Here is a 23,285-nt window from a genome sequence, read left to right as displayed (position 1 = left end):
GCTATCGCTCCACCTCGGACTGCCGCCTGAGCTGCATCATGAGGCCGCGCGTCTCCGCGAGCGCCTTGCAGTATGGGTCTTTCAGGGTCGCTACGAAGTGCTCGATCTGCGCCGCGAGCTCGCAGCGGCGCTCCCTGGCCATGTCGGGCATGTCCTGGAGGAGGATCAGCGTGTTCGCCGCGGCGGCCAGCTGGTTCAGGTTCACGCCCTGCTTGTTGAGCTCGTAGAAGAACTTCTGGAAGAAGTCGGGGTCGCCGATGTAGTACATGGGCGTGTGGAGGATGCGGTCGACCATGAAGCGCGATTGCGTCATGCCGGCCTTCCTCGCGGCGTCACGGATGAAGGTGTCCTCGTAAGGCGTCACGTTGAAATGCTTCTGCACCGTGCGGTGCTCGGTGTCGAGTAACCCTTCCAGCGCCTCCTTCACGTCCACGCGCTCGCCGCCGGGCAGCTTCGCCAGCGTGAACTCCTGCTTGCCGTAGATCGCCGTCTCGCGGACGAAGTCTGTGACGGTCGTGCCCGCAAGACTCGCTTTAGCCTTGAGGGTGCTGATTTCCTCCTCGGTCAACCTGATGCTGACCATTCTTGTCTGCGAGGTGGCTTTTTCTGCCACGCTTCCTCCAATTCTTCGCGCACCTGTGCGCGACCCCGGTCCAAGGGCGGAGCCCTGGCAAGCGCCGGAGGCGGTCAGATTTCCGTCGGCGGGCTGTGCCCGGTGGCGGAAATCTGACCGACTTCGGTGGCATACTTGTACATACATCTACGATGGAGGTACAAGTATGCGTCTCTTGCGAAGTTTTCAGTATCCTACCCCTATTTGCCTGGGTTTAAACCGGTTTACACCGGTCATCCGATGCCGTTATACCGTCCGCGTTTCGGCTGTCCCTCGTCTCTTTCGCGACGAACGGGACGCTGCTCATCTGTTGCAAGTCCGATACGGCTCGGATACCGTCACGGCCGTATAAGTTGTTTTCAGCGATGAGAAGGAGGGTCATATGGATGCTGACGATTGCGCCCGTATCATCGAGGGGGTGGCCGCCGTGCTCGATCTGCTCGCGGCCGATGGCGATGCCGTGGACGACCCGGCGCCGATCTACGAGCTGCTTGCGGAGAGATGTCGGCATGTCCGCGTGGCACTCGAAGTTATGACGGGGTGCGGTAGCCTGCGTGCCCGATCGCGGCAGGAGTCTTGCGCGCGGGCGCGTGTCCAACGTCTCGGTGCGCGCCGATCCGATACCTCCCGGCTCCGGCGGGCGCGCATCGAGGCGGGGCGGGGCCTGGCCGTCTGTGTCCGCCGCGAGCGTTTCCGCTCGCTTTCCATCGTTGTCCGGTCAGTGTTCCGGGCGTTGCGTCGCGACATGAAAAAGGCCGCCACCGTGTTCCGGTGGCGGCCTCTCGCCCGGCGACCCTCGCCAATGCGAGGTCTACGCCTTCTTGTCCGCGAGACGTTCGTAGTCGTCGCTCGAGAGCACCACGGCATACACGGCGCCGCCCTTCATCAGGTACGCCATGCCGTTGCGCTCGATGCGGCGCTCAATCTCGGCCTGCGGGTCGCTGACGCCGCCGAGGTCGACGCTGGACTCCATCAGGCGTCTGATGTCGTCCATCGTCAAGTTCTGCATCTGCTCGGTGAACGCTTGGCGCTTCTGGCGGGCGCGGCGCTTCTCGCGCTTCTCGGCCTCGGCCGTCTTCTTGGCAGCCTCGGCTGCGCTGTCCGCAGTCGAGGCCTTCGGCTTCTCGGTCGCGGTCGGCTCGATGTCGTACGGGACATCGCTATCGGTATCGAACATATTCTCCCTCCCCTCTGGTCACGTCGCCGGCATTACCATTCGATGCTACCCAAAAGCGCCCGGTCCCAAACGCCGGCCGCCGTATCCGCAGTCCTGCAATTGCGCGGGCCGTTTCCGCCGCCTGTTTCGCGCGTTGCTCAAAAAGGATCCCCGCCATCGGTTCCGATGGCGGGGATCTGTGCTACTTGAAACCGCGACGGTGCGAGCCGGCGGTCTTCATGTGGCATCCGGCATGCCCTATGACTATCAGCTCGTTTTCCCGATCGATGTAGAAGTGAAGGCGGAAGGTGTTCTTCTGGCTCCTCCCCTTGATGTGGGCGGAGATGTCGACGGTTCGGCCGCCGTAGCTCCTCTCGCGCATCTTCATCAGATCGGCGCGCGCCCTGGTGGCGCTGCTCTCGCTGAAGGTGAGCTCGTAGCCCGTACGGCGCTGGAACTCGTCTGCGACCTGCCCCTCGCAACCGTCGTCCTCGAACAGGAGGCCGTAGAGCGCCGTCGCGGTGCTGCGGACGATATCCCATTCCTCGGCGAGGTTGCCGTCGTAGGACTTCGCGGAGTCCATTGCCTCGGGCAGGACGACGATACGTTCGGGCCAGATGGATCGCGCGAGCTTCAGGAGGTCCGTCAGGTCGCGCGGGATCGACTGGAGGCATTCGGCCACCCTCGCGGCACCGCCGTCGTCCGACGGTGCCGCGCACTGCGCCGCCTTGCGTTCGAGCGCGCGCTTCTCGCCTTCGAGGCGCTGGACGGTCCTCGTGAGCTCGTCCACCTTTGCCGTGGCGTCGGAATAGCTCCGCTCCTGGTCCGTCGCGATCTCCTCCCAGGCCTCGGCATCGGCACGCAGGCGCGCGTTCTCCGCGCGCAGCCCGTCGATATCGGCGACCGGCTCGGCTGCCGCCTTCGCGCGCGAGCGCAGGCGCTCGATGCGCTCGCCCTGCCGCTCGCTCTCGACTCGGCTGCGCAGCCACAGCACGTCGCCGATTCCGGCGACGTCGCCCGGTCGGGCGTCGATGCCGCGGCCGAGGCCCTGCATGAGCACGTTGATGAAACCGTCGCGCCCGCCCGCGGCATAGCGCTCGATCCTGTGGCGCGTGAAGAGCGTGCAGGCCGATAGAGATTCCTCGCCCGACAGGTCGATACCCGGACGGTATACCATGACCGCGCTGCGCCCGATCCTGTAGCGCCCGGCCGGTGTCCGGTCGGGCAGCAGGTCGCGGAACGCCTGCACCAACGCGCCGTCGCGCATGTCGATGACGTACACGGTGGCCATGCCCACGAGCTTCGATGCGAGCTCGGTCGCATCCCATACGGGGGTCTTGCCGTCGTCGTCGGTCGTCATGAGGACGATCGGCAGGCAGCGCGCGCGATCGGTCAGGCTCGACATGAAATCGCGCTTTAGCGTGTCCGCGTCAAGGTATATCTCCTCGACGCTCACACGCGACGCGCCGATCCTCACGTCTAGCTTTCCGTTCGCAAGGATATCGCGCACGACGCGCGGCACGGACGGCAGCGGGTTGCGCTGGTATCCGAAAAAGCCGTTGACGGCGTAGTGCGATACCTGCACGTTGAGGATGCACCCGCCGTCTCCGGCGGGTGCGAGGCCGATCCTCGTGTGCCAGCGGCGGCGCGAGAACTCGCCGTCGAGCTCATCGGCCTCGACCGCCCATGCCGCGCCTTGCGCGCCGGATAGGCCGAGAAAGCGGACGGCCTTGGCGGCGTCGGGCTCGTCGGCGGCCGTCCAGCCCGCGGGCACCGCGATGTCCGCGGCGCCCTCCGGTACGTCCAGGCCCTTGGCGTGCAGCCAGCCCATGACGATCTCCTTCACGGCCTCGGCCGCGTCCGCGCCGTCGGCCGCTGCGACCTCGAAGCGCGCGCGGTAGTGCGGTGTCTCTCCCGATATGGTCCTCAGTGCGGGAGCCAGGGCGGGAGACGCGGGGCGCTGGACTGGGACGGCGGCAGGTTCGGGCAGCTGTGTGGCCTGCACTCCCCGGCCCCTCAGCACCCTTCAAATGGCCTCCTTGAACGGGGCCTCCATAACGTCGTAGACGGTATCGGGCGACGTCACCTTCGCGACCTGCTCCAGGGCGCGCATCATGTCGTTCGCGTCGCCCTCGTTGCGGAATACCATCACCGGGGCCGTCCCCAGATCGCCCGTGCACATGAGCGTGTAGCACCTGGCCGGCTCCGTCTCCGGAGCCTTTGTCCCCGCGGCCGCCGTCTTCTGCCCGTCCGTTTTCGATACCTTCTGCATTTCCGTCTCTTCCTTCCCCATATCCTGTGACTGTCGCGCGGCATCGGCCTCCGATGCCGCCTTTCGCGCCTGGCGCTTCTTTATCTTTCGGTCGCGGCGTTCCATCGCACGGCGCTCCTCGCGGTTTAACGGGCGCCTCGCAGTCCCCATACCGTCGTCGATGCTGCCCTCGCAGGCTTCCCTGGCCCCATCCTCAGCGAGGTCGAGGCCTTCCGCCTCCACCCACGAATCGAACTTCGCGACCGCCTCGCCTTGCGTACAGCGGTACGTTCTGATCATGAACTTGGCGTTCGGCATGCGGACGTGCGCCTCATAGCAGCGCTCCTCCAGCTTCCACAGCCCGGCGCGGTAGCGGTCGCCCTTTATCAGCTTACGAGTCGACATGGATCGCCCCTTTCATCACCGGAGCGCCATGTCCTGCGGCGACCATGGGGGCGCCGCAGGACGGGCAACGCGTGCACACCGATACGGTCACGCGTGCGCCGCATCGCCCGCAGGTGTAGGAATACAGGGCGCGGTCTCCGCGCTCCGTGCGCTCCGGGGACGCCATCAGCGAGACCGGGGCAATCAGGTCGGCCAGGCGCATCGCCGCGATTTGGTAGGAAGATCGATCCGACCACCCCTTGATATCCAGGGCAGCGAGGATGCGGGCGGTGAAGCTGTCGGCATCCAGCGTGTCGGTGGCGCGCGCCTGGCGGCGGAGGCCGGCGAGACAGCCTAGCTCGCCGCACGTCATCCCGTCGGCGTCCGGCATCGCCTCGCGGGCCGCCGCGAGCCTCACAACCGCGTGCAAGCAACCCAGATAGCCCAGACGTCCGGCGACGTCCACGGCATCGCACACCTCCTCGGCGAAACCCGCACAGTCCATGTGGTGGACGCGGGCCGCGACGGCCTGGAGTCGCAGGGCGGTGCGGACGCGCCCGGCATCGGCATCCATCTAGGCCTCCTTCTTGCCGAGATCCGCGATATAGGGCGCGACGCGGTAGCCCTGGGCGCTGTACTCGAATGCTGTCATTTCCGTTTTCCCTTCTATTCGATGACGTTCCGACCGGCCTAGCGGTCCTTGCGCAGATGCTCCTCGAGCAGCGAGCGCATGAGGTCGCTCGCACTGCGGTAGCCCTCGCGGCGGTGCTCCACCAGGTACTCCTTGAGCTGCCAGTAGAGGTCGTCGGGGACGATCACGCTCAGGCGGTGCGTCGGACCCTCAGAGGCCGCCGCCTTTTTCTCAGCTGCCGGCTCGGAGTCGGGGTTCACGACCTTCTCGACGATCGTCTCCTGGCGCTCGACCATCTCCTTGGAGGTGTCAGTGAAAAAGCTGTTGATGGCGGAGTCCGCCTTCTTAGTCCTCGCCATTACAGCATCGCCTCCACCTTGTCCAGAATCCCCTCGATCGCGTCCGCCGCGCGGCCGCCCGGCTGCACCTCGGACACCGGTCGGTTGAACGACGCGCCGCGCTTGAACGCCTCGGCGGTCGGCACGCAGCCCAGGATGGGCAGGTCGTCGGCGGTGAGGAAGTCGGTAAAGCTGCGGTCGATGATTCGCTTGTCGGAATAGCGGTTCACGATCAGGCCGATCTCGAGCTCGGGGTTGACGCCCGTGATGAGCTGGATCGTGCGCTTCATCGCGCGAAGGCCGCGCTGGCTGGGCTCGACGGGGACGATCGCGATGTCGGCGACCTCCACGCAGCCGCCGAGCTTGTCGTTCAGATAGCCCGGGGTGTCGACGACGGTGACGGCCTTCTCGCCCTCGACGGTCTTCTGCTCGTGACTCGCGCCGCCCTGCGGGTCGAGGTTGATGAAGCCGACCTCACGCCCGCGGCGCTCGAGGCCCCAGGCGATCTCGTCGGCGAACGTCGTCTTGCCGACGCCGCCCTTTTGGTTGACCAAAACGATTGTCTTCATGTGTTTCCCTTCTACGGGTGCCGCCCGATTTCCGGGCGGCCTTCTCGGATATCTGCCGCCTGCCGGCGGCGGGCACGGGGCCGGCGAGTCGCTACCGGTCCCGCATCCGCCGACGGCAGGGCGCTAGGGCCCTGCCGCTGCCATATATGTACCCAGTTATGCGGATGCGTAAACGCACATCTGCATACTTGTGCGGATGCGCGTTTACTTATTCTTGCCCGCCGGCGCCGCTATGCGCCGTATTCCGACGCCCTCGCGGCGCGATACGCGCGGCGCGTTTCGACCTTGCGGCAGCACTCCTTCCGTGCCGCCACCGTCCTCTCCGCCACGTCGTAGGCGTACGCGATGAGCGCGCCCGCCACCGGGAACACGGCGCAGTTGATGTAGACATAGCTGTATGCGAGCATGAACCACATCCCGACGAGCCCCGCGACCAGCGCGGCGGCGGCGGCGACCTTCTCCCTTCCGCTCGGCTCCATTACTTCCCTCTTGCAACCGGCCATGACGGCCTCCTTCCGATATTCGGCGATCCCGCGCCGACGCGGTCGCGGCCTCCCTTGCCGCTGGTATGTATGTACCCAGCTGCGCACATGCGTAAACGCACAAACACGTAAATGCGCACGTATGCGTCTGCGTAATTCGATAATTTGCCCAGCGGGCCGCCCGGACACCGGTCGGCAGGCCCCTGGCCTGCGATTTCCATGGCCGGATGACCGGCGGGACCCCATCCGTCCCATAGGCAGCCGGGTGTGGGAAACGTGTGGAGACGGGCTACGGCATGAAAAAGCCCCGCCGTCTCCGGTGGGGCGATCACTTGAGTATGGGGTTGTACGGGTCGGCTAGAACGGGATGTCCTCGTCCGCAACCTCGACGGCGGGAGCCTCGGGGACCGCATACTGCTGTCCACCATCAACCGCGGCAGCAGGAGACGCGGCAGGGCGGGAGTTCATGAACTCGATCTCGTCGACGATGACCTCGAGCTTGCTGCGCTTCTGGCCGTCGCGCTCCCAGGAGCTATAGCGCAGCTTGCCCTCGATCGCGACCTTGCTCCCCTTGGAGATATAGCGGCCGACAGCCTCGGCGCGGGTGCCGAACATGGTACAGTCGATGTAATTGGGATAGTCCTCCCACTCGCCGGTCTGCGGGTTCTTTCGGCGATCGTTGACGGCGATGCCGAACGAGAGCACCTGGGTGCCGGCCGCGGTGGCGCGGAGCTCGGGATCGCGGGTGAGGTTTCCGGTGATGTTGACTCGGTTGATGCTCATTGGCTTCTATCCTTTCGGTTCCGACGAGGGGCCGATCCCCCCGCCTTCGTCGCCATGTATGTACCCAGATGCTCAGATGCGTAAGCGCATAGATGTGCGTTTGTGCGGCTATGTATTGGGCTGGCACCGGAGCCCGGCGTTTTCCATGGCCGGATGACCGGAGGGACCCCATACGTCCCGTAGGCAGCCGGTTGTGGGAAACGCGTAGCGATTCCTCCGGTTCGGTTCTCGCCCAGTTTGAATCACGGGGCGGTTCAGAAGGCGTGCGTTCGGCGCCGGTTAGGGTCCGGGGCCGGCTCTACACGTGGGACGCATATGGCGCCGCTGAAGGATGCCTCGTCGTAGGCGTCGCGCAGTGCGGCGACTAGGCATTCGCGTGTAACGTAGAAGTCCGGCTCCCATTTCTCGCCGTCGCCGCCCGTCACCCGATACCATCCCTCGCCCTGCCAGACCTTCTCGACCGCCTGATCGATCACAGAGATTTCGGCGTAGGGCAGATGGATCTCGCCGGCATCCCCGTAGGCACCGCGAAGGTCGTCGGCAAGGTCCGCTTCGGTTCCATACCATGTGGCCGGATACGATCCCATCCCGTCGGTGAAGCAGATTCGGTACCAGCCCTCGCCCTGCCAGCATTCCTCCAGATCGGCAGCGACGGCGCGCCCGATCTCGTCATCGTCCGTATACATGGCTGCTCCTTGCCCAAGTCGTTCATTCGGTATTACCAGTTGATACCCCGTTCGGGCGCATCGGAAACAGCCGATTCCGATGCGGACGGGAAGATACGGACAGGCGGCCTTCCTCCCCGATCTCAATTTAGCGGGCATGAGCGGGGGCGATTCGGGGTAAACGGCTCTCTAGGGAAGCCGTGGGAGCGGGATGGAACGGAAACGGAAGGATATGGACATGGCTACGGATCACGACACGGTGTCGCCCATCGAGCACGATGAGACGGCGAACCTGAGGCTCGCGCTGATGGAACGATGGAGGGAGTCCTGCGGGCGCGTGGCCGAGAGGTTCGGACGCCGCAGCGACATCCCCTTCTACTCGAGCGCGCTGTCGGCACTCGCCGGCGAGTGCGCCGACGACATGGGCAAGTCCGGCAGGGTTGCCGAGGCGGCCGTCGCCATGCTCGCCGACGCGCTCATGGAAAAGGACCCGCGGGGATATGCGGACAGCGCCGAGGCTGCCGCCAGGGAGCTCGAACGCCTCGTCTCGTCGATCGCATACGCGGACGCACTCGGACGCCTGCGCGCAGCAAACTCGACGTTCGAGACGCGCATCCTTGGGGAGATCGACGGAACCGACCCGGATGCACTGCCGGCGGTGCCGGATGGCCTCGTCGGACCGTCGGATACGGCCACCTGCACGATCGATATCCTCGGCGGGTCGCAGGAGGACAACCGCGAGGTGCTGGACACCTGCGGCGCCATGATGATGAACGAGGATCCCGATATCGGAGACTTCTGCTTCATCACGTTCATGCTGCGCGACGGCTCGCCCAAGACGGGTATCTTCTGCAAGATATGCGACTCCCGCCGCGTGCAGGACGCTTGGGAGCGGGCCTATTCCGACTACACGAACGGCAACCGCATCGGGTCGGCCGAATAGGCATGGCCATAGGCCGCCTGCTGCGCGGTGAGACCGCAGCGCGGGCGGTACCGCCCCGGATGCCCTTCCCGTTGGGATCGCAGGGCGGTATCCAGGGTGGGAGACGGCGGGGGTATCGCGCGCGTGGCGCGCGATACCGAGCGGGAGGGAGGTCCGGCACGTGGGCGGATGCAGCAGGTTCGACGCCAAGGTCGTCCCCATAGCGGTCGAGACCGACCGAAAGTGCGGGCTCAACACCCCGAGGGCAATCGTGTGCGACGGGCGGCGCTTCGAGATCGCCAGGGTCGGCGCGACGCTGCCCTGCCCCAGCATGTTCGGCAAGGCGGACGCCACCGTGACCGGCGTCCTAGTGGACGTCGGCGGTCGATGTGTCGCGCGCGGGCTGATCTGCGACGACGGTCTGTGGTTCTCCGTGAAGCCGGACGGGTAGAGGTCCGTCCAGGTTCGTCTCCGTAGACGGCCGCGCCACAGATAACATTGTCGGCAAGGATTGAGAAAGAGAGATGCCGCAATGCGGAAAGACACCTACAGGATTGGCGACGGGACGTTCGCGTTCTCCCCCGCCGTGTTCGATTCGTTGCTAGGACACGGCGCCAAAGGCGCCGCCAGGATGCGGGAGCTCGCGGGCGCGATGCACGTCTCGATCTCATCGATTAAGGACTGGCGGCGCGGGACGCACGCTCCGAGCGACTTCGAGAAGGTCGAGGATATCGCCTGCTGGGCGCACATCGACGTCGCCGACCTCCTCATAGAATCAGGAGATAGGACCATGGACGAAAAACTCACCGAAAACCAGCTGGATGTGCTCTGCGTGCTATGGAACCAGGCCTACGACTTCCTCGACCTGTGCGAGGAGACCGATCATTTCGTCTGGCCGACTACAGACCTGCGCTGCGTGCCGGACTCGATTCTGCACGACATCAAGGTGAACCCGGAAGACGATAAGTCCCGTCCTCCCTGGGAGATCGGCACCGAGGACCTGTTCCTCCAGACGCTCGACGTGTACCTCCGCGCGTGCCGACGCGCGACCCCATATGTCGGGGAGAGCGATATCTTCGTCAGGCTCCTGGGCCTCTGCGACATCATGACCGAGACCGCCTTCGGCGAGGACGACGGCAAATGGCTGCCAGACCCGGATATGATTTTCGACCCGCATGAGGATGGATACGTCAGCCCGATGGAGGCCGCGGAGCTCAAGTGCAGGAAGCTGCTCGATGAGATCAGGAATGACCTGTTGGCGCTACGCCCGACGGCGGGTAAATAAGGCTAGTTCCGCCAGATAGCACGACGGCCCCGCCCTCGGAAGGACTGCGCAGCGATGATCGATTCCGAGTTCGCATATAAGCGTTCGACATGGCGATGATTGATTGATTCCATATCCAGATTTCAAGACAGGGGCCGTTTTCGGCCCCGTCCTTTTCCCGAACCCGGTCCGGCGATTTTTCCGCGGCGTGCGTTTACGTTTCCCCTCAGGGGGTACAAGAGAGGTAGAGCAGGCGGTATGGGGCCGCCCGGTGCGCATATGGGAGGACTATATGGAAACGATCTTCGTGACGGAATCGCGCGAGATGCTGTTCACGGGAACCGAGGATATCGACGTGCGGCCGCTCCATTCGTCGGAGCTGCATTACGAGGGGGACAGCCGGGAGGAGGCACTGCGTGCGGCGCATAAGGTCTCGGCGGCCTCCAGGGTCGGGGTCTGCCAGCGCGGTTTCGCCCGGTTCGTCGCCACAGTGAGCGAAATCACGCGCAACGGCGAGGGGTTCACGGAACACATGGATACGGTCCACACCGTCGACCCGCTCGACCGCATGCCCGAGCTGCGCACGCTCGCGCGCGAGGCGGCCGCGAACCGTGCGGACGGGAAGATCATCCGCCATATCGCCGGCCACACGGAGGCGATCGACACTGCGAAGCGTGCCGGGGACTACTACAGCCTGTACCGCGTGGAGGGATCGGCCTTCGGGGACTTCTCTTGCTACCGGGTCGGACATGCGCCCTACAACGGGACGCTCTACCTTCCCGCGGGGTTCCACGATTACGGCATTGCCACCGTCGACGAGCTTTTCGTCGCACTCGTGGTCGGACGCTGCGAATTCCTGTGCGAATACCAGGACGAGATCGATGAGGTCTATCACGGGCTCTTCGAGAAGAGAATCTAGATGAAAGGAACGGATATGCAGACCATCCACACCAAGGCGGGCTTCAAGGTGCTGCGCGAGAGCCTGGGGCTCTACCAGTCCGATGTCGCGGAGGCAGCGGGCGTCGACGTGAAGACCGTCAAGAACTGGGAAAGACCGCGCCTGCCGCGAGCCCGCGCCACTGCCGTGGCATGGAAGTACCTCGAGAATCTGGCGGAAATCCAAGAGCGCGAGGTCGGGTGCCTGGTGGAGAAGATTGTCGATGAGACGGATGGCAACCCCTACCCGCTCCCCTACTTCCGCGAGCAGGACTTAGCCGCGGAGGATGCGCGCGCGGCGCGAATCTCGAACGCCATGACCAGAAAGGTGGCCTTTGAGCTCACCAGGTTGGCCATCCCCTACGAGTTCCGCTTCGAGGAGGAGGCCGCGGACGATGAGCGGCTGAGCGAGATCTGGGATATGTAGGCAGTCGTTATTGGGCCGGTACCGTGGAGGTGCCGGCTCATATTAGAAAAGAGCTCCGGTTGCCCGAAGCCCCTGTCTCAATGATGTCGATGAGTACGTCTGGCAGGCACAGGTAACTCTCTGTCGCCACTTTGCCGCTCGGCCCGGTGAAAAGCATGGAAGACGGGGTTTCCACCGTTTGCGTCGAACGCGCGGCCATCGGCGAGCGCGACGGAAAGCTCCTCGAGCCCGTCGATGAGATGATCGGCGTTCGCAACGCCGCATATGTCGTAGGATGCGAGGTCGTTCCATATCTCGAAGCGCCTATACCACGACATCGACGCGATTTGACCATCGACGAGACTTGCAGCCTCCGATGCGACCTGCTCGCCGAAATCTTCCGTGACGCAGGCAAGAAACTCGCTTCGCGTATCCGATACGAAATCCTCGGCCGTGTAGGCCGACGTCACGGTAAAGCTGGACTCCACGGTGGCGGTCTCGCTATCCTTCGTCTCGGTAAGGATGCCAAAATCAAGCGCCGGGGCGGTTACGCAACGAAGGCCATGACGGCGACCACCCATGACTTCCTGCCGTCAGATACTCTCAGCCAGGCGCAGGTATCCGCGAAGCTCTCGCCTCGCGAAGTTCAGGCTTGAACGAAAATCACCGTTTACAAAAGGCCCGCCAATCTCACGCTCGCCGACAAATACCGTCGCCATATAGCTTTGCATACCCATATCGAGTCCCTTCTGAATATCTGCTTGTCCCTATTGATTGGATGCCAGGGCAAATCACGCGGTCGGGGTGCCTAGGTCGATTTCGGCCAGGACGTCGCGGATATCCGCCACATCCCTCACTGCCATGACGATGCACCTGATCGATACCGCCGCCGCGACCACGGATGTCAGGAGGACTACCGCGCCGACGTCGTGGGCCCAGATGACAATCCCCACAGCCATAGTGATGGCGAGGCCAACGATCCAGCAGATGAGCGCGTTGCGCGACTCGTCGAGATACGATCGCGCATAGACCTCCAAAATCTCGCGGTCGATGCCCATCTTGCCGAACCTGTCGATGTATCTGGACATCCTCGACGACATGCCGTGCTCGGTCCATGCAACCATTTTCAGAAAACCCATGGTCGCAATCGCCGCGTTGAATGCCATGGCCATGCAAGGAACCAGGTCGATATTTTCACTGATGAACGGCGCCATGCGGACCATCCCCTCCCGTTTCGTCTCTACTCGATGTGAGTCTACCCATATGCGCATGTACGTAAACGCATAGACGCGCATATACATATATGTGTGGACGTGCGAGCGGGGCGGCCTATTGCAGGCCCGGGTTCACGATGCAGTAGCATCGCTCCGACCTCGGCTCCTTCTCGCCGGGCGCCATCACCTTGACCGTGACCGGAACCGTCTCAGAATCGGGGGCGAACGCCGTGAACGACTTCAATTTCCCGCCCGGCTCGATCTGCTTCTGCGCCCGCTGGTCCTGCACCTTGTAGGACCTGTCGAGCTTGATCCCGTCCTGGTATGCGTTGATGTCGGTATAGGGTGCGACAGCGTCCGAGTCCGTGACGTTCTCGAAGGTATAGGCAACCCGGATGTAGCGGAACGGCTTGCCGTCCGGCCCCGTGCCTTCCTCGATCGTCACGCGGTCGATCGAGATGCCGTCCACGGACGCCTGGGCGGACTGCTGCGGCGCGAACGGCGACGAGGTGCCGGCATCGCCCGACTTCCCGGCGCCGCCGTCGGAGGAGCCGGCGTCCGGCGCCCCGTTCCTCACGCAGCCCGCGAGTCCGGCCTGCGCCGCCATGACCGCGAGGCCCACGAACGCTCGCCTCGTCATCGCCGTCATCGTATAGACATTCTTCCCCGTCACCTGTGAATCTCCTTTATGCTCTTCAAAATGGGGGCGGTGCAGACGCGGTGCCGAGTCTCACGTATCGCAGCGCGCCTGGCCTCGTCCTGCATGAGCTTCGGTCTCCCCTCGCGAAAGGCCGCGGCCCTTCTCGCCGCCGCTGCGAATTTCCGCTCGGCCTCGTCGAAGTCGATATCGCGCCACGCGCGATCCCCGCCCGTGCCGGATATGAAAACCGACGGCACCACATGGCTGCTGTCCGCATAGTCCGCCGGGACGGACATCTCCGCATAGCCCGACGGCTCGCTGCCGTCCGGCAGCCGGTACACGACGAGCTCCTGCTTCCTGTGTTTGCTCACACGGCGCTCGCACAGCTCGGGATGGAACGCCTCGTACGCCATGGCGCTATATGGGGAGCAGGAGAAGCGGTACTCGAATAGGCATTCCGCTTCCCTCCGATGCCGTTCCGCCTCCCGCACCCGGGCCGCAGCCTGCGCCCGGATCCGGTCGCGCTCGGCCGTCTCCTCGGGCCCGAGCTCGCGGAACGCCCCGACCACGGCGGCCTCGTCCAGGGCGAAGAACTCCGTCTCGCGGGCGTAGGCGCCGGTGTGGTGCCAGGACGAGGAGGCGATGAACCGGTCGAAGAGCGCGGCCTTGGTCTCGGACTCGACCGCAGGGTCGTAGAGCAGGTCCATCTCATCGCAGTAGCCCCTCAAGGCGCCGAGGATCGCCGTCTTGGTCCATTTCGAGCGGAGCATCTCCCCCGCCTCGTAGGCCGCCCGCGCGTTCACGCTCATGGAGGCGCCGCTGTATCCCTTTTGCCCATAGGCCACCCTAGACATGTCCGACCTTTCGCGCGGATGTGTACCGTCCCAGCTGTTTCTACCCCGTGCGCGGGAAGTCTTTCACTCGATTCGAGCCGGTGCGGGGGCATTTTTATCCGTCGAGTTTCGGTAGGGGCGTGTAAAGCGCGGCGGGGGCGGGTATCAAAGCTGCTGTGTATGCCAATTCCAATAAAGAGGTGGTCCATGTCCGACCCGATCGCCGCGGCCGAAGCCGCCGGCAAAGCCCGCGATATCGCCAACCGCTTCGAGACCGCCGTATTCCTCATCGCATACGGCATCGCCGAGAAGGACGGCCTCTACGAGGCCGACCCGCATAGGTATCCCTACAGCCAGGCATTCAGACACGGCATGAATATCCTCGCCGCGCTGTGCGCTGAGTGCTCCGACGATGCGGAAGAGCTGCTGCCGACGTTCAATGAGTCCGATTTCATCAGGAACAGCGCAGCGTCAGACGTGCGCGAGTGGACGGCCCGGTGGCGCGACGAGTGCAGGGAAGCCGTCGAAGGGTGCCGGTCCATCGAGATCGGGCCCCTGGCGTCAGTAGACGGCGACTACTTCGCCGCGACGTCGGAATGCTACGAGGTACTGCGCTTTGCGGAAAACGACCTCTTGGGCGGCCATCAGGAACGCAGGGTGTATGAATTCCTCCGAGCCGGCACCCAGGAGCAATACGTGTACGGACGCAGGATGCTCATCCGCCACCCGCTGCTCACCTGGAACGAATACGTCAGGATCAAGACGGGGCTCGCCCTGGGCGACCCCGACCCCCTCGACCAGGGCGAAGCCGACACCATCGACCCGGTGTGGTTGCAGGAATTCGTCTCCATGGCCTACGAACCCGTCCCGGGCGCCGCAAAAGTATGCCCGAATTGCGGCTGGACGATGACCATGCGAGGCAAGCAGCCCCACTGCTCATCGGCGACGTGCGCCAAGGCCGTCACAGGCGATTTCGACAAGCTGGACAGCGTCGCGCACGACGCCTTCCGCCTATCCCGCGGCGTCATGCACTACATCTCTTCCCCCGGAAAGCTCGAGCTGGCGATCGCCGAGGCCGCAGCGGGCCTCGGTCTGAAATACGAAATGTGGCCCCTCAAGGACACCTGCGACATCCTGATCCATCTGCCGGACGGCCGGCAGCTTGCCGTCGACGCCAAGGCATACGGCCGCGCCGAGCGGCTTGCCCGCGAGATAGAGGACGACACCGGCATCGCCCAGATGTGCGCGGACGAGGTGGCCTATGTCGTGCCGGACCAAGTCGAACGGGACCATCCCGGATATCGCGCGCTATGCAATGCCGTCCTGCGCGGCAAGACCGGCTATTCATGCGAAACGCTGCGCAACTTCTCGAAACGACTCGATGCCGCCGCGAAGGGAGGCACGCGATGAGCGAGCCGAATGATACAGCCCAGGAAGGCTTCGACCAGCTGAAGCGCAATCTCGAGGTGCGCTATCCCGAGGACAGCGACCTATCCCTCGACGAGTTCCTGAATGTGGAGTCGCTGCTCGCGCTCGCGGTACGCGTATGCGGTCCCGGCGCCGATCCCCGAAAGGCCGACAGGCTCCTATCGAACTACCAGCTCATCAGGCCCGAGACCATCGGCGCGGACGGCCACCTCATGCAGATGGCGCGCCGACACCTGTTCTCGCTGGCTTCATCCACGGCCTGGCGGCGACTGCTGGGCCTCTACGAGCGCGCGGAATATGAGCGGTACCGGTTCTTCGATATCGCCAACGGCGGAATGGCCCTGCGCGAGCACCCCCTTACCGGGATCGACCGCATGCCGATCTATATAGACCGCCTCCTCGGCGATGTCAAACTCTCCCATAAAAACGTGGTCGCGAGACCCAAAGGACGGTATTCCTACACATGCAAGCCCGAGGCGACCGGCGATACCACGGTAACCGGATCGATCCGTTGGGTGACCATACCCGATGCCGTGCCGCCCCAAACGGGCAAGATTGACGATATCCCCCGCAAGAGCAGGCGCCCGCCCATCGATATCACCCTCGACGAGCTCATCTCGACCGCGGACGAAGTCGGGGAGAAGACCGGGAAGACCCACTACGCCGCCGTGCTCAGAAGGGTCAAGGACCAGGGGCTCCTCAAGCGGGCACGCGGCGGCAGCACATCCGTCGCCGACGGCCTGCGCCTCGATGAGGTCGTGAGCCTCGTCGGCCTCGTCGGCGCCGGCAAGTCCGTCCTCGCCAACATGCTCATCGTCTGCCTCGCGAAGCGCGGCCTGCGCGCGGTATCCCTGCTCAACTCGGTATCGGACGTGATGGAAAGCGTCGTCCTGCTTCGCGAGGCGGGAATCAGCGCCTCGCCCCTGGTGTCGCGCGGCAGGCGCATCGAACGGCTCGACGAGTTCTTCGACCACGATGACTCCATGCTCCTCGACCATTCCGCATCCAAATACCTGGAGACCGCCTGCATCATGGACGGGCTCTCCTCTTCCGATCCCGAGGCCTGCGGATACGGCAACACGCCATGCCGCGGCCTCCGGTCCAAGAAGGGCGGCGCGAACTCATGCCCGTACTGGGACGTGTGCCCATCGCAGGCCATGGCCCGCGAGTCCCTGACATCCGACGTCGTGGTCACGACTCCCACCGGCTTCGCCACCATGATCGTCGGAAGGGAGCGCAAGGCATTCTTCGAGGAGGCCCTTCAGCAGTTCGACGTCGTCCTGTTCGATGAGGCGGACCGCGTGCAGGCGCAGCTCGACGGCTGCTTCGCCCCGAGCATGAGCTTCCAGGAGCTCATCCGCAACGCCGCCGACCCGACAGCCGTGGCCGTGAAGCGGCGCCCGGACGACAAGATGAGGGACTTCAACGAGGAGCTTTTCTACGACCTGCGCCAGAAATCCGAGCCCGTCGCGAAGGCGCTGCTCAAATCCGTCAGGGACGACCGCGTGGCGAAATGGCGCATCGTCAAGGACGAGGCGTTCACGTCGCTCTCGCTTCTGAACGACCTCCTGGAGCAGGGCCTTCCCAAACAGGTTTACGAGGATGCCGACAAACTCATCAACCCCTATAGATTCGAGATTGCCAAGAAGAGCCTCGATGGCGGCGGCGCGGCCCTCAACAAGCTCTCGCAGGCGGTCGCGACCTCCTGCGAGGGCATCGACGACGACACCCACAGCTACTCGCTGAACGAATACCTCGCTGCATGCGGATGCTCGGAGCTTCCCGACGAGCTGCGGACCAGGTTCTCCTTCGCCCTCAAGGTCATCCGGTTCGACTCGTATCTGCGCGAACTCGCCTCCGCGCAGGACCTCCTCAGCTTCAAGGACGATTCCGTCGACGAGCTGTACAACTTCCTCAAGTTCAGCTACACGCGCCAGCAGCACTATCTCCCCAACTCGCTGATCGGCAACATCTTCGGGATGAAGCTCGACGGCAACGACCTCAGGCTTTTCCGGCAGTTCGCCTTCGGGCGGGCCTTCATGTGCTCGCTGCCCTGGCTCGATACCGACCCCGCCGGGGCGGCGCTGGGGCCGCACGTGCTCCTGCTCTCCGGTTCGAGCTGGGAGCCCGGCTGCCTGCAATACCACGTGAACAGGCCGGTCGACTACCTCCTCGAGGCGGAGCCGTGGAAGGCGGCCAAGCTCTCCACCTCGACCGTGAGGGACCTCGGCATCGAGCAGAACGTGTCCGGCAGCGCCGCCGAGATGCGTTCCGGCAACCTCGGCATCGTCCTATCGCAGACCATGGCCACGTTGAGGGACGAACTCGACGCGGAGGGCGCGGGAAAGGCCCTGGTCATCGTGAACAGCTACCGGGAGGCCGAGGACGCACGCGACCGCATCGAGCAAGAGTTCCGACGCAAGGGCCAGGCAATCAAGGTCGCGGCCCTGGTGCGCAACAACCACGACCACAGGGAGCACTTCGTGCCCCGGAGCGAAGTCTACAAGTTCTGCGACCATCCGGCCAAAGTGCTCGTGGCGCCGGCCATGGCCATCGAGCGCGGCTTCAATATCGTCGACCGCGGCGGCCATGCCGTTTTCACGAGCCTCATCTTCTCGGTGCGCCCGATGGGCACACCGCACGACCTCGGCGGGCGATACCGCAAGCTCAACGGCCTCATCGAAAGGGAGGTCGGCGACTACCCGGCCAATCCCGGGGAGTTCGCGACCGAGGTCAGGGCCTCCGCCTGGCGCACATGGAAGACCATGGAGCGGGACGAGAACCTTCCCATGGGCGCATGGAGGACCATGGGCAGGCAATTCCTCGTAGACGACGCGATCTCCACGCTCATGGTCACGATCATCCAGATATTCGGGCGTCTGGCGAGGCTTGCCGATAAGGAGAGGCCCGCGCCGCATGTCTATTTCGCCGATGCGGCCTTCCGCGGCGGCGACGGGAAGCTCTCGTTCAGGACCCTGGAAGAGCTCGGCGCCTACATGGAACGCCTCATGCACGATAGCGACCAGCCGGAGGTCGCCAAAGCCCTCTACGGGCCGTTCTACGAGTCGTTCAGGAAAGGAATCGGAAATGTCGGACTCTAAGCTGCACCTCATGTCATTCGCACCCGTCCCCGACACCAAGACGACCGTGCACGTCGTCGGCTTGCCCGACAGCCTGCGCGACGCCCTCTTCACGCTCATGCCCCCGAGGAAAGAGGGCGGCTACCTCAACACCAAAGTCCTCAAGGACGACCTGCGCTGCTGGCTCGACCGGGCCGTCGAGCTGAACCCCGTACGCCCCAACGTGCATACCGACAGCTGGCTTATCGCCCTCGCCCCCATTGATCTCGCGAAGCTATGCAACGTCATCGCGGTCTGGATCTCCTCCCGCAAGGACATCGATACCCAATCCCCCGCCTACCGCAAGGTGATGGGGATGCTGCACCCCGAGACGTTCGAAGAGGCCGTGCGTGGCGAAGAGATCTGCCTGTTCAGCGGCGACGGCCGTCCCGCGGGCGGGCTCACCTTCCCCGCATTCTCCGCGCAAGTCGCCGACGTCATCGCCGGCATCCCCCTCGAACTCGCCAACGGCATGGTCGAGAACTTCAGCAGAGTCTCACGCGGAAACGGAAACGTCTACGAGCTGATTTCCGATATCCACTGGCACAAGGAGGACCCGTGGGCGTTCGCCCTCAGATTCCACGTCGAGACGCTGCCGGTCGGCCGCAAGGCAAGGCTCAACATGGATGTCGCCGTCCGCCGCTTCATCGGCAAGCCATGGCAGGACGACCCGTTCCTCAAACACGATGTCAACGCCTACGTCCGCACGGAAGGCGGCACGCTCCGCGTCGTCCCCTACGGCTACGACAAACAGAAGCGCGACTTGGCCTGGGACCCCGCGGCCCTGGCGAACTACGAGTTCGCCAGCGGGACCGGATTGCCCGCAGTCCGCGAGTATCTTGAGGACATGGGCAGGTACGCCCGCGACGGCTCGCAGCCGCAGATCCTATCCCCCTACGCGATGACCGCCTCCTGGGCATCGAAGCCCTCGGTCGCAAGCGGGGCATCCGTCATCGACAAGGCCATGTTCTTCGAGGCCGTCGCGGCTCGGCTCAAAGATATCGCGGAGCCCGTCGGTGCGCTCGACTCGCTTCAACTGACCCATCTCAAGGCGTCCATAGAGGAACCCAGGCAGGCGGATTGGGACAAGGACCCCGTCAGCGCACGGGCGAGACAGGAGGCCTGGGGCCGGGCCAACCGCGCCAGACTCGCCCGCTGCACCGGCAGGGACAGGGCCGTATTCCAGCTGATCGGCAACCAGGACGATGCCCGGCTCCTCGATATGGCAAGGGCCGAGATCTCCCGCTTTCTCGGCGGGGAGGGGGCCGTCGACGACTTCGAGGTCGAGATCGATAACATCCCGGCAAACGACCTCCTGAACCGCATGGAGAATACCGGCGACAGCCAGGCGAAGATCCGCTGGCGCAAAGTCGCCGCCGCGCTTCCCGAGGCGACCGACCCGACCGCGTGCATAGTGGTCCTGCCGGGCGCCGAGAGCTACAAGCCCAAGGGCAAAGACGACGGCGGAGACCCCAAGCGCGCCCTGCGCATCGCGTTCGCGAAAACCGGGCGCCTGACCCAATTCATCGAACCCGAGGACTCGAAGGACAGTCCCGAGATCCGCGCGCGCGTCGCCGTCCGCGACCTCATGCGCCAGCTCGGTTTCGTACCCGAACCGGCACGCAATTCGCGCGGCATCGACACCTCGATCCCGGCGATAGGGTTGAAGGTCTACAACTCCGGCAACGGCAAGGCGCGGGCGAGCTTCCCCTATTGCGTCCGACAGGACATGAGAAGCGGTGCCGTCACCGTGTACTGCCCCCTCCTACCTGACGGAAGCCTACCGTACTGGCGCGCCCTCATCGAGTTCGCCCGGCTGAGCGGTTCCGAGGGCTTTCCGGACTCCTGCAAGCGGGCGAACGGAATGGCCCTGAAGAGGATGCTCCACGGCATAGTCCGCGCCACCGGCGACAGGCCGGAACTCCTCCTCATCAACTCCTACGGCCGCATCCGGCAGAGAGACTGGTGGCCCGGCATCAGCGACTCCGGCCTCGAGTCGGGACCCTTGAGCTACGGACCGACCGGTTATGAGGAGCCGCTTGGCCTCGCGGGCAGCAAGCTGCGCATCCTGCGTATACGCTCCGGTCTCAACGGCGAGATCCCCGACTGGTTCACGGATGAGGTGGCCGCGGGCGGCGCAGACGACGGCACCGTGCCGAACAGGCGCGACAAGCAGGGACTCTTCAAGATGGACGGCTACTTCCTCGCGTTGGCCCCGCGACCGGGCGACGCCCAGTACAAATGGTCCGCACGCGGATCGAAGTACGATTCGCCCACCGCGGCGTTCTGCGAGAAGACGATCAACGAGTACTGCCTTCTGTCGCCCGGTGGCGAGGCCGAGGCGCTTGCCAGCGTCAAATACGCCGAGGCCCTGCGCGGCTGCATGGTGCAGCTCTACAAGAACGATATGAGGGTGAACCTTCCCGCCCCGCTCCATCTCGCCGAGCAGGTCGAGGAGTATATCTGGGACTGGGAGCTCACCGGCAGACGGTAGCGATCCGCCCGCGAAAATGAAATGGGGAGGCCGGGAGATTCGGCCTTCCCATTTCCGTTGTCGCTACCGCTTATTCGCCTTGCGTGTATTTCGGGTGCGACCGGCGGACTCTTTCGCCGAGCCCTTCCGCCTCCCAGGACGAGAGTCGGACGGGCTCGGCTGACGACGAGCGGAGCCCAAGTCGAAGCCGGAGTTTTTCGCAATCCTCGCCTCAATCTCGGAGCGCCGGATGCCCAGTTCCGATGCGCTGACGCGATAACCGCCCTCCTTGCAGACGACATAGAGCTCATGCGGAGCGCGTCCCCAATCAAGTACGTACCCGGCTAGGAGCATCTTGGCCTCAAGATGGTCCTTGGACATGGCACTCGAAACTGCAAATTTGAGGGCGAAGGTGGCACGGGCAACTATATCCGCCCCAATCTTCTCTTCGAGGGTTCGAGCCGGTCTTTCGGTCCCCGGTTCCGGGGTACCTCCCTTGCTGTTCTCCAGGGCGCCTTCCAGGGCGGGAGGCGTGGGGGCGTCGGGGTCCCTGCCGTCCATGAGGTCTCGGATGTAGGCGCGGACCCGCGACTCGTAGCGGCGCGGGCACTCGATTTGGACCGGCTCCTCCATCCTGTGCTCGAGGGAATCGTAGAACTCCACGACCTCGCGGCTGGCGATCAGGCGGTTCGGCTCAATCTTGGGGAACACGGTGAGGCCGGCGGCGGAGCGCACGCGGGACAGGCCGACGTACAGCTGGCCCTCGGCGAAGACTTTCGTGTGGACGCAGCAGGCATCGAACGTCAGGCCCTGCGACTTGTGGATGGTGATGGCGTAGGCGAGCTTGAGCGGGATCTGGGTATAGGCACCCACGACGGCAGTCTTGACCCTGTTGACAGGCCTGCCCTCCTCGTCCATCTCGACGATGGCCTCGGACTTGTTGATCTCCCATCTGTGCCGCTCGATGCGGACCTTCTCGTCCGCCCCGTCGAACTTGACCGTCACGGCGTCGGCGGACGCGTCGGTGACGGTGCCCTGCGTGCCGTTGACGTAACCCTCCTGAGGGCTGTTCACGAGCGACATCACGCGGGCGCCGCGGCACAGGACGATCCTCTCCGGCGCCATCTTATCGCCGCTGTTGACCATACCCGTGACCGCCGCGGTGAACTCGACTTTCGGGGCGTCGAGCGCGTCGACGTTCTCGCGGTTGATCGAGTCGGCGATGCGGTTGTTGGCGCACAGCACGAGCGTGTCCTTCGGCAGGTAGGCGCGGGAACTCCTGGAGTGCGCGTTGAAGTAATCGAGGCACGACGCGTCGCCGACGCGGGCGCGGTTCAGGTTGTCGATGAAATCGGGGGCGGATTGGCGCACGACCGTCTTGAGGACGTGCGGCTCGAAATCGAAGCCGGTCCAGTACCTCGACTTGAAGCACCAGCCCTGGAGGTTTCCGGGATAGAACTTCATCAGCAGCGCGGAGTCGCGTTCGGTCACGACCGGCGGCAGCTGGAAGAAATCGCCGACGAGGACCACCTGCTTCGCGCCGTTGCGCGTCATGGACTGGGAGATCATCCCCATCACGTGGTCGAACAGGTCGATGCGGCACATCGAGATCTCGTCGATGATGATTACCTTCGCGGCGTCGAGCACCTTGCGGGACCCCTTGGGGCCATCGGGGGCGCAGACCCCCGGCGCGATTTTCAGCGTGCGGTGGATCGTCGAGCCGTCCGTGAGGTTCAGCGCGGCGATGCCGGTGGGCGCCAGGGCGAGGAAATCGACATTGCGCGCCTTCAGGTCCGATATGAAGGCGTTGAGCACGTAGCTCTTACCCGTGCCGGCGTTGCCCGAGAGAAACACGTTCCTCCCGTCCCTCAGCGCGCTCAGCGCCTCGGCCTGTTCCGGTGTAAGGCGGTCACCGTCTGCCATTTCCATATCCCGTCATCCGTTCGACCAGTAACGGGGAATTGATACCCGCGCAAGCGAAAAAATATACGCTGAACGGGGGTTTCGCAGAAACTATAGGAAGTTTTGGAAGGCGGGGCGGATATGCTTCCGCGCATTTCCCCGCGCGCCCGTATACCCCGATGCGCAAACGGGTACGATAGCGCCGGTGTGTATATATGTATGTGCGCGTATGTGCCTCGGCGTATGTATGCCGATGTGCGGATATGCATCCGGACA

24 protein-coding genes are annotated in these 23,285 nt (G+C 64.4%); 8 read left to right on the top strand and 16 right to left on the bottom strand.

Features of this window, described 5'->3' with window-relative positions:
• Nucleotide 1: 1 nt before the first annotated feature.
• From ELEN_RS04175 to ELEN_RS04125, 10 genes are all read right to left on the bottom strand, one after another.
• Complete coding sequence (locus tag ELEN_RS04175; protein ID WP_015760203.1) at nt 2–613, bottom strand: plasmid mobilization protein; 612 nt, start codon at nt 611–613, stop codon at nt 2–4.
• Between the two features lie 811 nt (nt 614–1,424).
• On the bottom strand, nt 1,425–1,790 hold the full coding sequence (locus tag ELEN_RS04165; RefSeq protein WP_015539417.1) for a hypothetical protein: 366 nt from the start codon (nt 1,788–1,790) through the stop codon (nt 1,425–1,427).
• 181 nt (nt 1,791–1,971) lie between these two features.
• Entirely contained in the window at nt 1,972–3,774 is a 1,803-nt protein-coding gene (locus ELEN_RS04160; RefSeq protein ID WP_015760202.1) for a hypothetical protein, read from the bottom strand.
• A 21-nt stretch (nt 3,775–3,795) separates the two neighbouring features.
• Nucleotides 3,796–4,425 (bottom strand): hypothetical protein, encoded by a 630-nt coding sequence (locus tag ELEN_RS04155; RefSeq protein WP_015760201.1) that lies wholly within the window; start codon nt 4,423–4,425, stop codon nt 3,796–3,798.
• Nucleotides 4,412–4,978 (bottom strand): TFIIB-type zinc ribbon-containing protein, encoded by a 567-nt coding sequence (locus ELEN_RS04150; protein ID WP_015760200.1) that lies wholly within the window; start codon nt 4,976–4,978, stop codon nt 4,412–4,414. The genes ELEN_RS04155 and ELEN_RS04150 overlap by 14 nt, the downstream gene beginning before the upstream one ends.
• Before the next feature lie 116 nt (nt 4,979–5,094).
• Nucleotides 5,095–5,394 (bottom strand): hypothetical protein, encoded by a 300-nt coding sequence (locus tag ELEN_RS04145; RefSeq protein ID WP_015760199.1) that lies wholly within the window; start codon nt 5,392–5,394, stop codon nt 5,095–5,097.
• Nucleotides 5,394–5,942, bottom strand: a complete 549-nt coding sequence (locus ELEN_RS04140) for a ParA family protein (protein WP_015539412.1) — start codon at nt 5,940–5,942, stop codon at nt 5,394–5,396. Before ELEN_RS04140 ends, ELEN_RS04145 begins: the two co-directional genes overlap by 1 nt.
• A 230-nt stretch (nt 5,943–6,172) precedes the next feature.
• Complete coding sequence (locus tag ELEN_RS04135; RefSeq protein WP_015760198.1) at nt 6,173–6,445, bottom strand: hypothetical protein; 273 nt, start codon at nt 6,443–6,445, stop codon at nt 6,173–6,175.
• A 336-nt stretch (nt 6,446–6,781) separates the two neighbouring features.
• Nucleotides 6,782–7,207, bottom strand: a complete 426-nt coding sequence (locus tag ELEN_RS04130) for a single-stranded DNA-binding protein (RefSeq protein ID WP_015539410.1) — start codon at nt 7,205–7,207, stop codon at nt 6,782–6,784.
• Between the two features lie 254 nt (nt 7,208–7,461).
• Nucleotides 7,462–7,893 carry a hypothetical protein gene (locus tag ELEN_RS04125; RefSeq protein ID WP_015760197.1) on the bottom strand — a complete coding sequence of 144 codons (432 nt, stop codon included), beginning with the start codon at nt 7,891–7,893 and terminating at the stop codon, nt 7,462–7,464.
• A gap of 217 nt (nt 7,894–8,110) precedes the next feature.
• Between ELEN_RS04125 and ELEN_RS04120 the strand changes: the two genes are divergently transcribed.
• The 5 genes from ELEN_RS04120 (at nt 8,111) to ELEN_RS04100 (ending at nt 11,421) form a co-directional block, all read left to right on the top strand.
• On the top strand, nt 8,111–8,815 hold the full coding sequence (locus tag ELEN_RS04120) for a hypothetical protein (protein ID WP_015760196.1): 705 nt from the start codon (nt 8,111–8,113) through the stop codon (nt 8,813–8,815).
• A gap of 160 nt (nt 8,816–8,975) precedes the next feature.
• Nucleotides 8,976–9,245, top strand: a complete 270-nt coding sequence (locus ELEN_RS04115; protein ID WP_015760195.1) for a hypothetical protein — start codon at nt 8,976–8,978, stop codon at nt 9,243–9,245.
• 81 nt (nt 9,246–9,326) lie between these two features.
• A complete protein-coding gene (locus tag ELEN_RS04110) occupies nt 9,327–10,079 on the top strand; it encodes a hypothetical protein (protein ID WP_015760194.1) in 753 nt (250 codons plus the stop codon).
• Nucleotides 10,080–10,350: 271 nt separating this feature from the next.
• Complete coding sequence (locus tag ELEN_RS04105; RefSeq protein ID WP_015760193.1) at nt 10,351–10,977, top strand: hypothetical protein; 627 nt, start codon at nt 10,351–10,353, stop codon at nt 10,975–10,977.
• Nucleotides 10,978–11,421 (top strand): transcriptional regulator, encoded by a 444-nt coding sequence (locus tag ELEN_RS04100; RefSeq protein WP_041691610.1) that lies wholly within the window; start codon nt 10,978–10,980, stop codon nt 11,419–11,421.
• Nucleotides 11,422–11,498: 77 nt separating this feature from the next.
• Here ELEN_RS04100 and ELEN_RS04095 read toward each other — a convergent pair whose 3' ends face one another.
• The 5 genes from ELEN_RS04095 to ELEN_RS04080 form a co-directional block, all read right to left on the bottom strand.
• Nucleotides 11,499–11,981, bottom strand: a complete 483-nt coding sequence (locus tag ELEN_RS04095; RefSeq protein ID WP_015760191.1) for a hypothetical protein — start codon at nt 11,979–11,981, stop codon at nt 11,499–11,501.
• Between the two features lie 12 nt (nt 11,982–11,993).
• Nucleotides 11,994–12,137 carry a hypothetical protein gene (locus ELEN_RS16290; RefSeq protein WP_015760190.1) on the bottom strand — a complete coding sequence of 48 codons (144 nt, stop codon included), beginning with the start codon at nt 12,135–12,137 and terminating at the stop codon, nt 11,994–11,996.
• Nucleotides 12,138–12,191: 54 nt separating this feature from the next.
• Nucleotides 12,192–12,614: a hypothetical protein gene (locus ELEN_RS04090; protein WP_015760189.1), complete on the bottom strand. Its 423-nt coding sequence runs from the start codon at nt 12,612–12,614 to the stop codon at nt 12,192–12,194.
• A 115-nt stretch (nt 12,615–12,729) separates the two neighbouring features.
• Entirely contained in the window at nt 12,730–13,287 is a 558-nt protein-coding gene (locus ELEN_RS04085; RefSeq protein WP_015760188.1) for a DUF5067 domain-containing protein, read from the bottom strand.
• The gene (locus ELEN_RS04080) at nt 13,284–14,108 is read right to left on the bottom strand and encodes a hypothetical protein (RefSeq protein WP_015760187.1); all 825 of its coding nucleotides are present in this window, start codon (nt 14,106–14,108) and stop codon (nt 13,284–13,286) included. Before ELEN_RS04080 ends, ELEN_RS04085 begins: the two co-directional genes overlap by 4 nt.
• Nucleotides 14,109–14,294: 186 nt before the next feature.
• Here ELEN_RS04080 and ELEN_RS04075 point away from each other — a divergent pair, with 186 nt between their 5' ends.
• From ELEN_RS04075 to ELEN_RS04065, 3 genes are read left to right on the top strand one after another with little or no spacing between them, the layout of a single operon-like run.
• Nucleotides 14,295–15,497: a restriction endonuclease-related protein gene (locus tag ELEN_RS04075; RefSeq protein WP_015760186.1), complete on the top strand. Its 1,203-nt coding sequence runs from the start codon at nt 14,295–14,297 to the stop codon at nt 15,495–15,497.
• The gene (locus ELEN_RS04070) at nt 15,494–18,616 is read left to right on the top strand and encodes a pPIWI_RE_Z domain-containing protein (protein WP_015760185.1); all 3,123 of its coding nucleotides are present in this window, start codon (nt 15,494–15,496) and stop codon (nt 18,614–18,616) included. Before ELEN_RS04075 ends, ELEN_RS04070 begins: the two co-directional genes overlap by 4 nt.
• Complete coding sequence (locus tag ELEN_RS04065) at nt 18,603–21,128, top strand: pPIWI_RE module domain-containing protein (RefSeq protein WP_015760184.1); 2,526 nt, start codon at nt 18,603–18,605, stop codon at nt 21,126–21,128. The genes ELEN_RS04070 and ELEN_RS04065 overlap by 14 nt, the downstream gene beginning before the upstream one ends.
• Nucleotides 21,129–21,191: 63 nt before the next feature.
• On the opposite strand, the gene ELEN_RS04060 is transcribed toward ELEN_RS04065, so the two are convergent.
• The gene (locus tag ELEN_RS04060; RefSeq protein ID WP_233946791.1) at nt 21,192–23,030 is read right to left on the bottom strand and encodes an ATP-dependent DNA helicase; all 1,839 of its coding nucleotides are present in this window, start codon (nt 23,028–23,030) and stop codon (nt 21,192–21,194) included.
• Nucleotides 23,031–23,285: the final 255 nt, after the last annotated feature.

The organism is Eggerthella lenta DSM 2243 (genome assembly GCF_000024265.1).
Taxonomy (GTDB): domain Bacteria; phylum Actinomycetota; class Coriobacteriia; order Coriobacteriales; family Eggerthellaceae; genus Eggerthella; species Eggerthella lenta.
The sequence above is the reverse complement of the archived record's forward strand: the minus strand, read 5'-3'. Positions and strand labels throughout refer to the sequence as shown.

Bases quoted from the DNA above. Each gene is read 5' to 3' on its own strand.
- ELEN_RS04165 (WP_015539417.1), bottom strand. From the start codon at position 1,790: ATGTTCGATACCGATAGCGATGTCCCGTACGACATCGAGCCGACCGCG.
- ELEN_RS04155 (WP_015760201.1), bottom strand. From the start codon at position 4,425: ATGTCGACTCGTAAGCTGATAAAGGGCGACCGCTACCGCGCCGGGCTG.
- ELEN_RS04150 (WP_015760200.1), bottom strand. From the start codon at position 4,978: ATGGATGCCGATGCCGGGCGCGTCCGCACCGCCCTGCGACTCCAGGCC.
- ELEN_RS04145 (WP_015760199.1), bottom strand. From the start codon at position 5,394: ATGGCGAGGACTAAGAAGGCGGACTCCGCCATCAACAGCTTTTTCACT.
- ELEN_RS04140 (WP_015539412.1), bottom strand. From the start codon at position 5,942: ATGAAGACAATCGTTTTGGTCAACCAAAAGGGCGGCGTCGGCAAGACG.
- ELEN_RS04135 (WP_015760198.1), bottom strand. From the start codon at position 6,445: ATGGCCGGTTGCAAGAGGGAAGTAATGGAGCCGAGCGGAAGGGAGAAG.
- ELEN_RS04130 (WP_015539410.1), bottom strand. From the start codon at position 7,207: ATGAGCATCAACCGAGTCAACATCACCGGAAACCTCACCCGCGATCCC.
- ELEN_RS04125 (WP_015760197.1), bottom strand. From the start codon at position 7,893: ATGTATACGGACGATGACGAGATCGGGCGCGCCGTCGCTGCCGATCTG.
- ELEN_RS04120 (WP_015760196.1), top strand. From the start codon at position 8,111: ATGGCTACGGATCACGACACGGTGTCGCCCATCGAGCACGATGAGACG.
- ELEN_RS04110 (WP_015760194.1), top strand. From the start codon at position 9,327: ATGCGGAAAGACACCTACAGGATTGGCGACGGGACGTTCGCGTTCTCC.
- ELEN_RS04105 (WP_015760193.1), top strand. From the start codon at position 10,351: ATGGAAACGATCTTCGTGACGGAATCGCGCGAGATGCTGTTCACGGGA.
- ELEN_RS04100 (WP_041691610.1), top strand. From the start codon at position 10,978: ATGAAAGGAACGGATATGCAGACCATCCACACCAAGGCGGGCTTCAAG.
- ELEN_RS04095 (WP_015760191.1), bottom strand. From the start codon at position 11,981: ATGGGTGGTCGCCGTCATGGCCTTCGTTGCGTAACCGCCCCGGCGCTT.
- ELEN_RS16290 (WP_015760190.1), bottom strand. From the start codon at position 12,137: ATGGGTATGCAAAGCTATATGGCGACGGTATTTGTCGGCGAGCGTGAG.
- ELEN_RS04090 (WP_015760189.1), bottom strand. From the start codon at position 12,614: ATGGCGCCGTTCATCAGTGAAAATATCGACCTGGTTCCTTGCATGGCC.
- ELEN_RS04080 (WP_015760187.1), bottom strand. From the start codon at position 14,108: ATGTCTAGGGTGGCCTATGGGCAAAAGGGATACAGCGGCGCCTCCATG.
- ELEN_RS04075 (WP_015760186.1), top strand. From the start codon at position 14,295: ATGTCCGACCCGATCGCCGCGGCCGAAGCCGCCGGCAAAGCCCGCGAT.
- ELEN_RS04070 (WP_015760185.1), top strand. From the start codon at position 15,494: ATGAGCGAGCCGAATGATACAGCCCAGGAAGGCTTCGACCAGCTGAAG.
- ELEN_RS04065 (WP_015760184.1), top strand. From the start codon at position 18,603: ATGTCGGACTCTAAGCTGCACCTCATGTCATTCGCACCCGTCCCCGAC.
- ELEN_RS04060 (WP_233946791.1), bottom strand. From the start codon at position 23,030: ATGGCAGACGGTGACCGCCTTACACCGGAACAGGCCGAGGCGCTGAGC.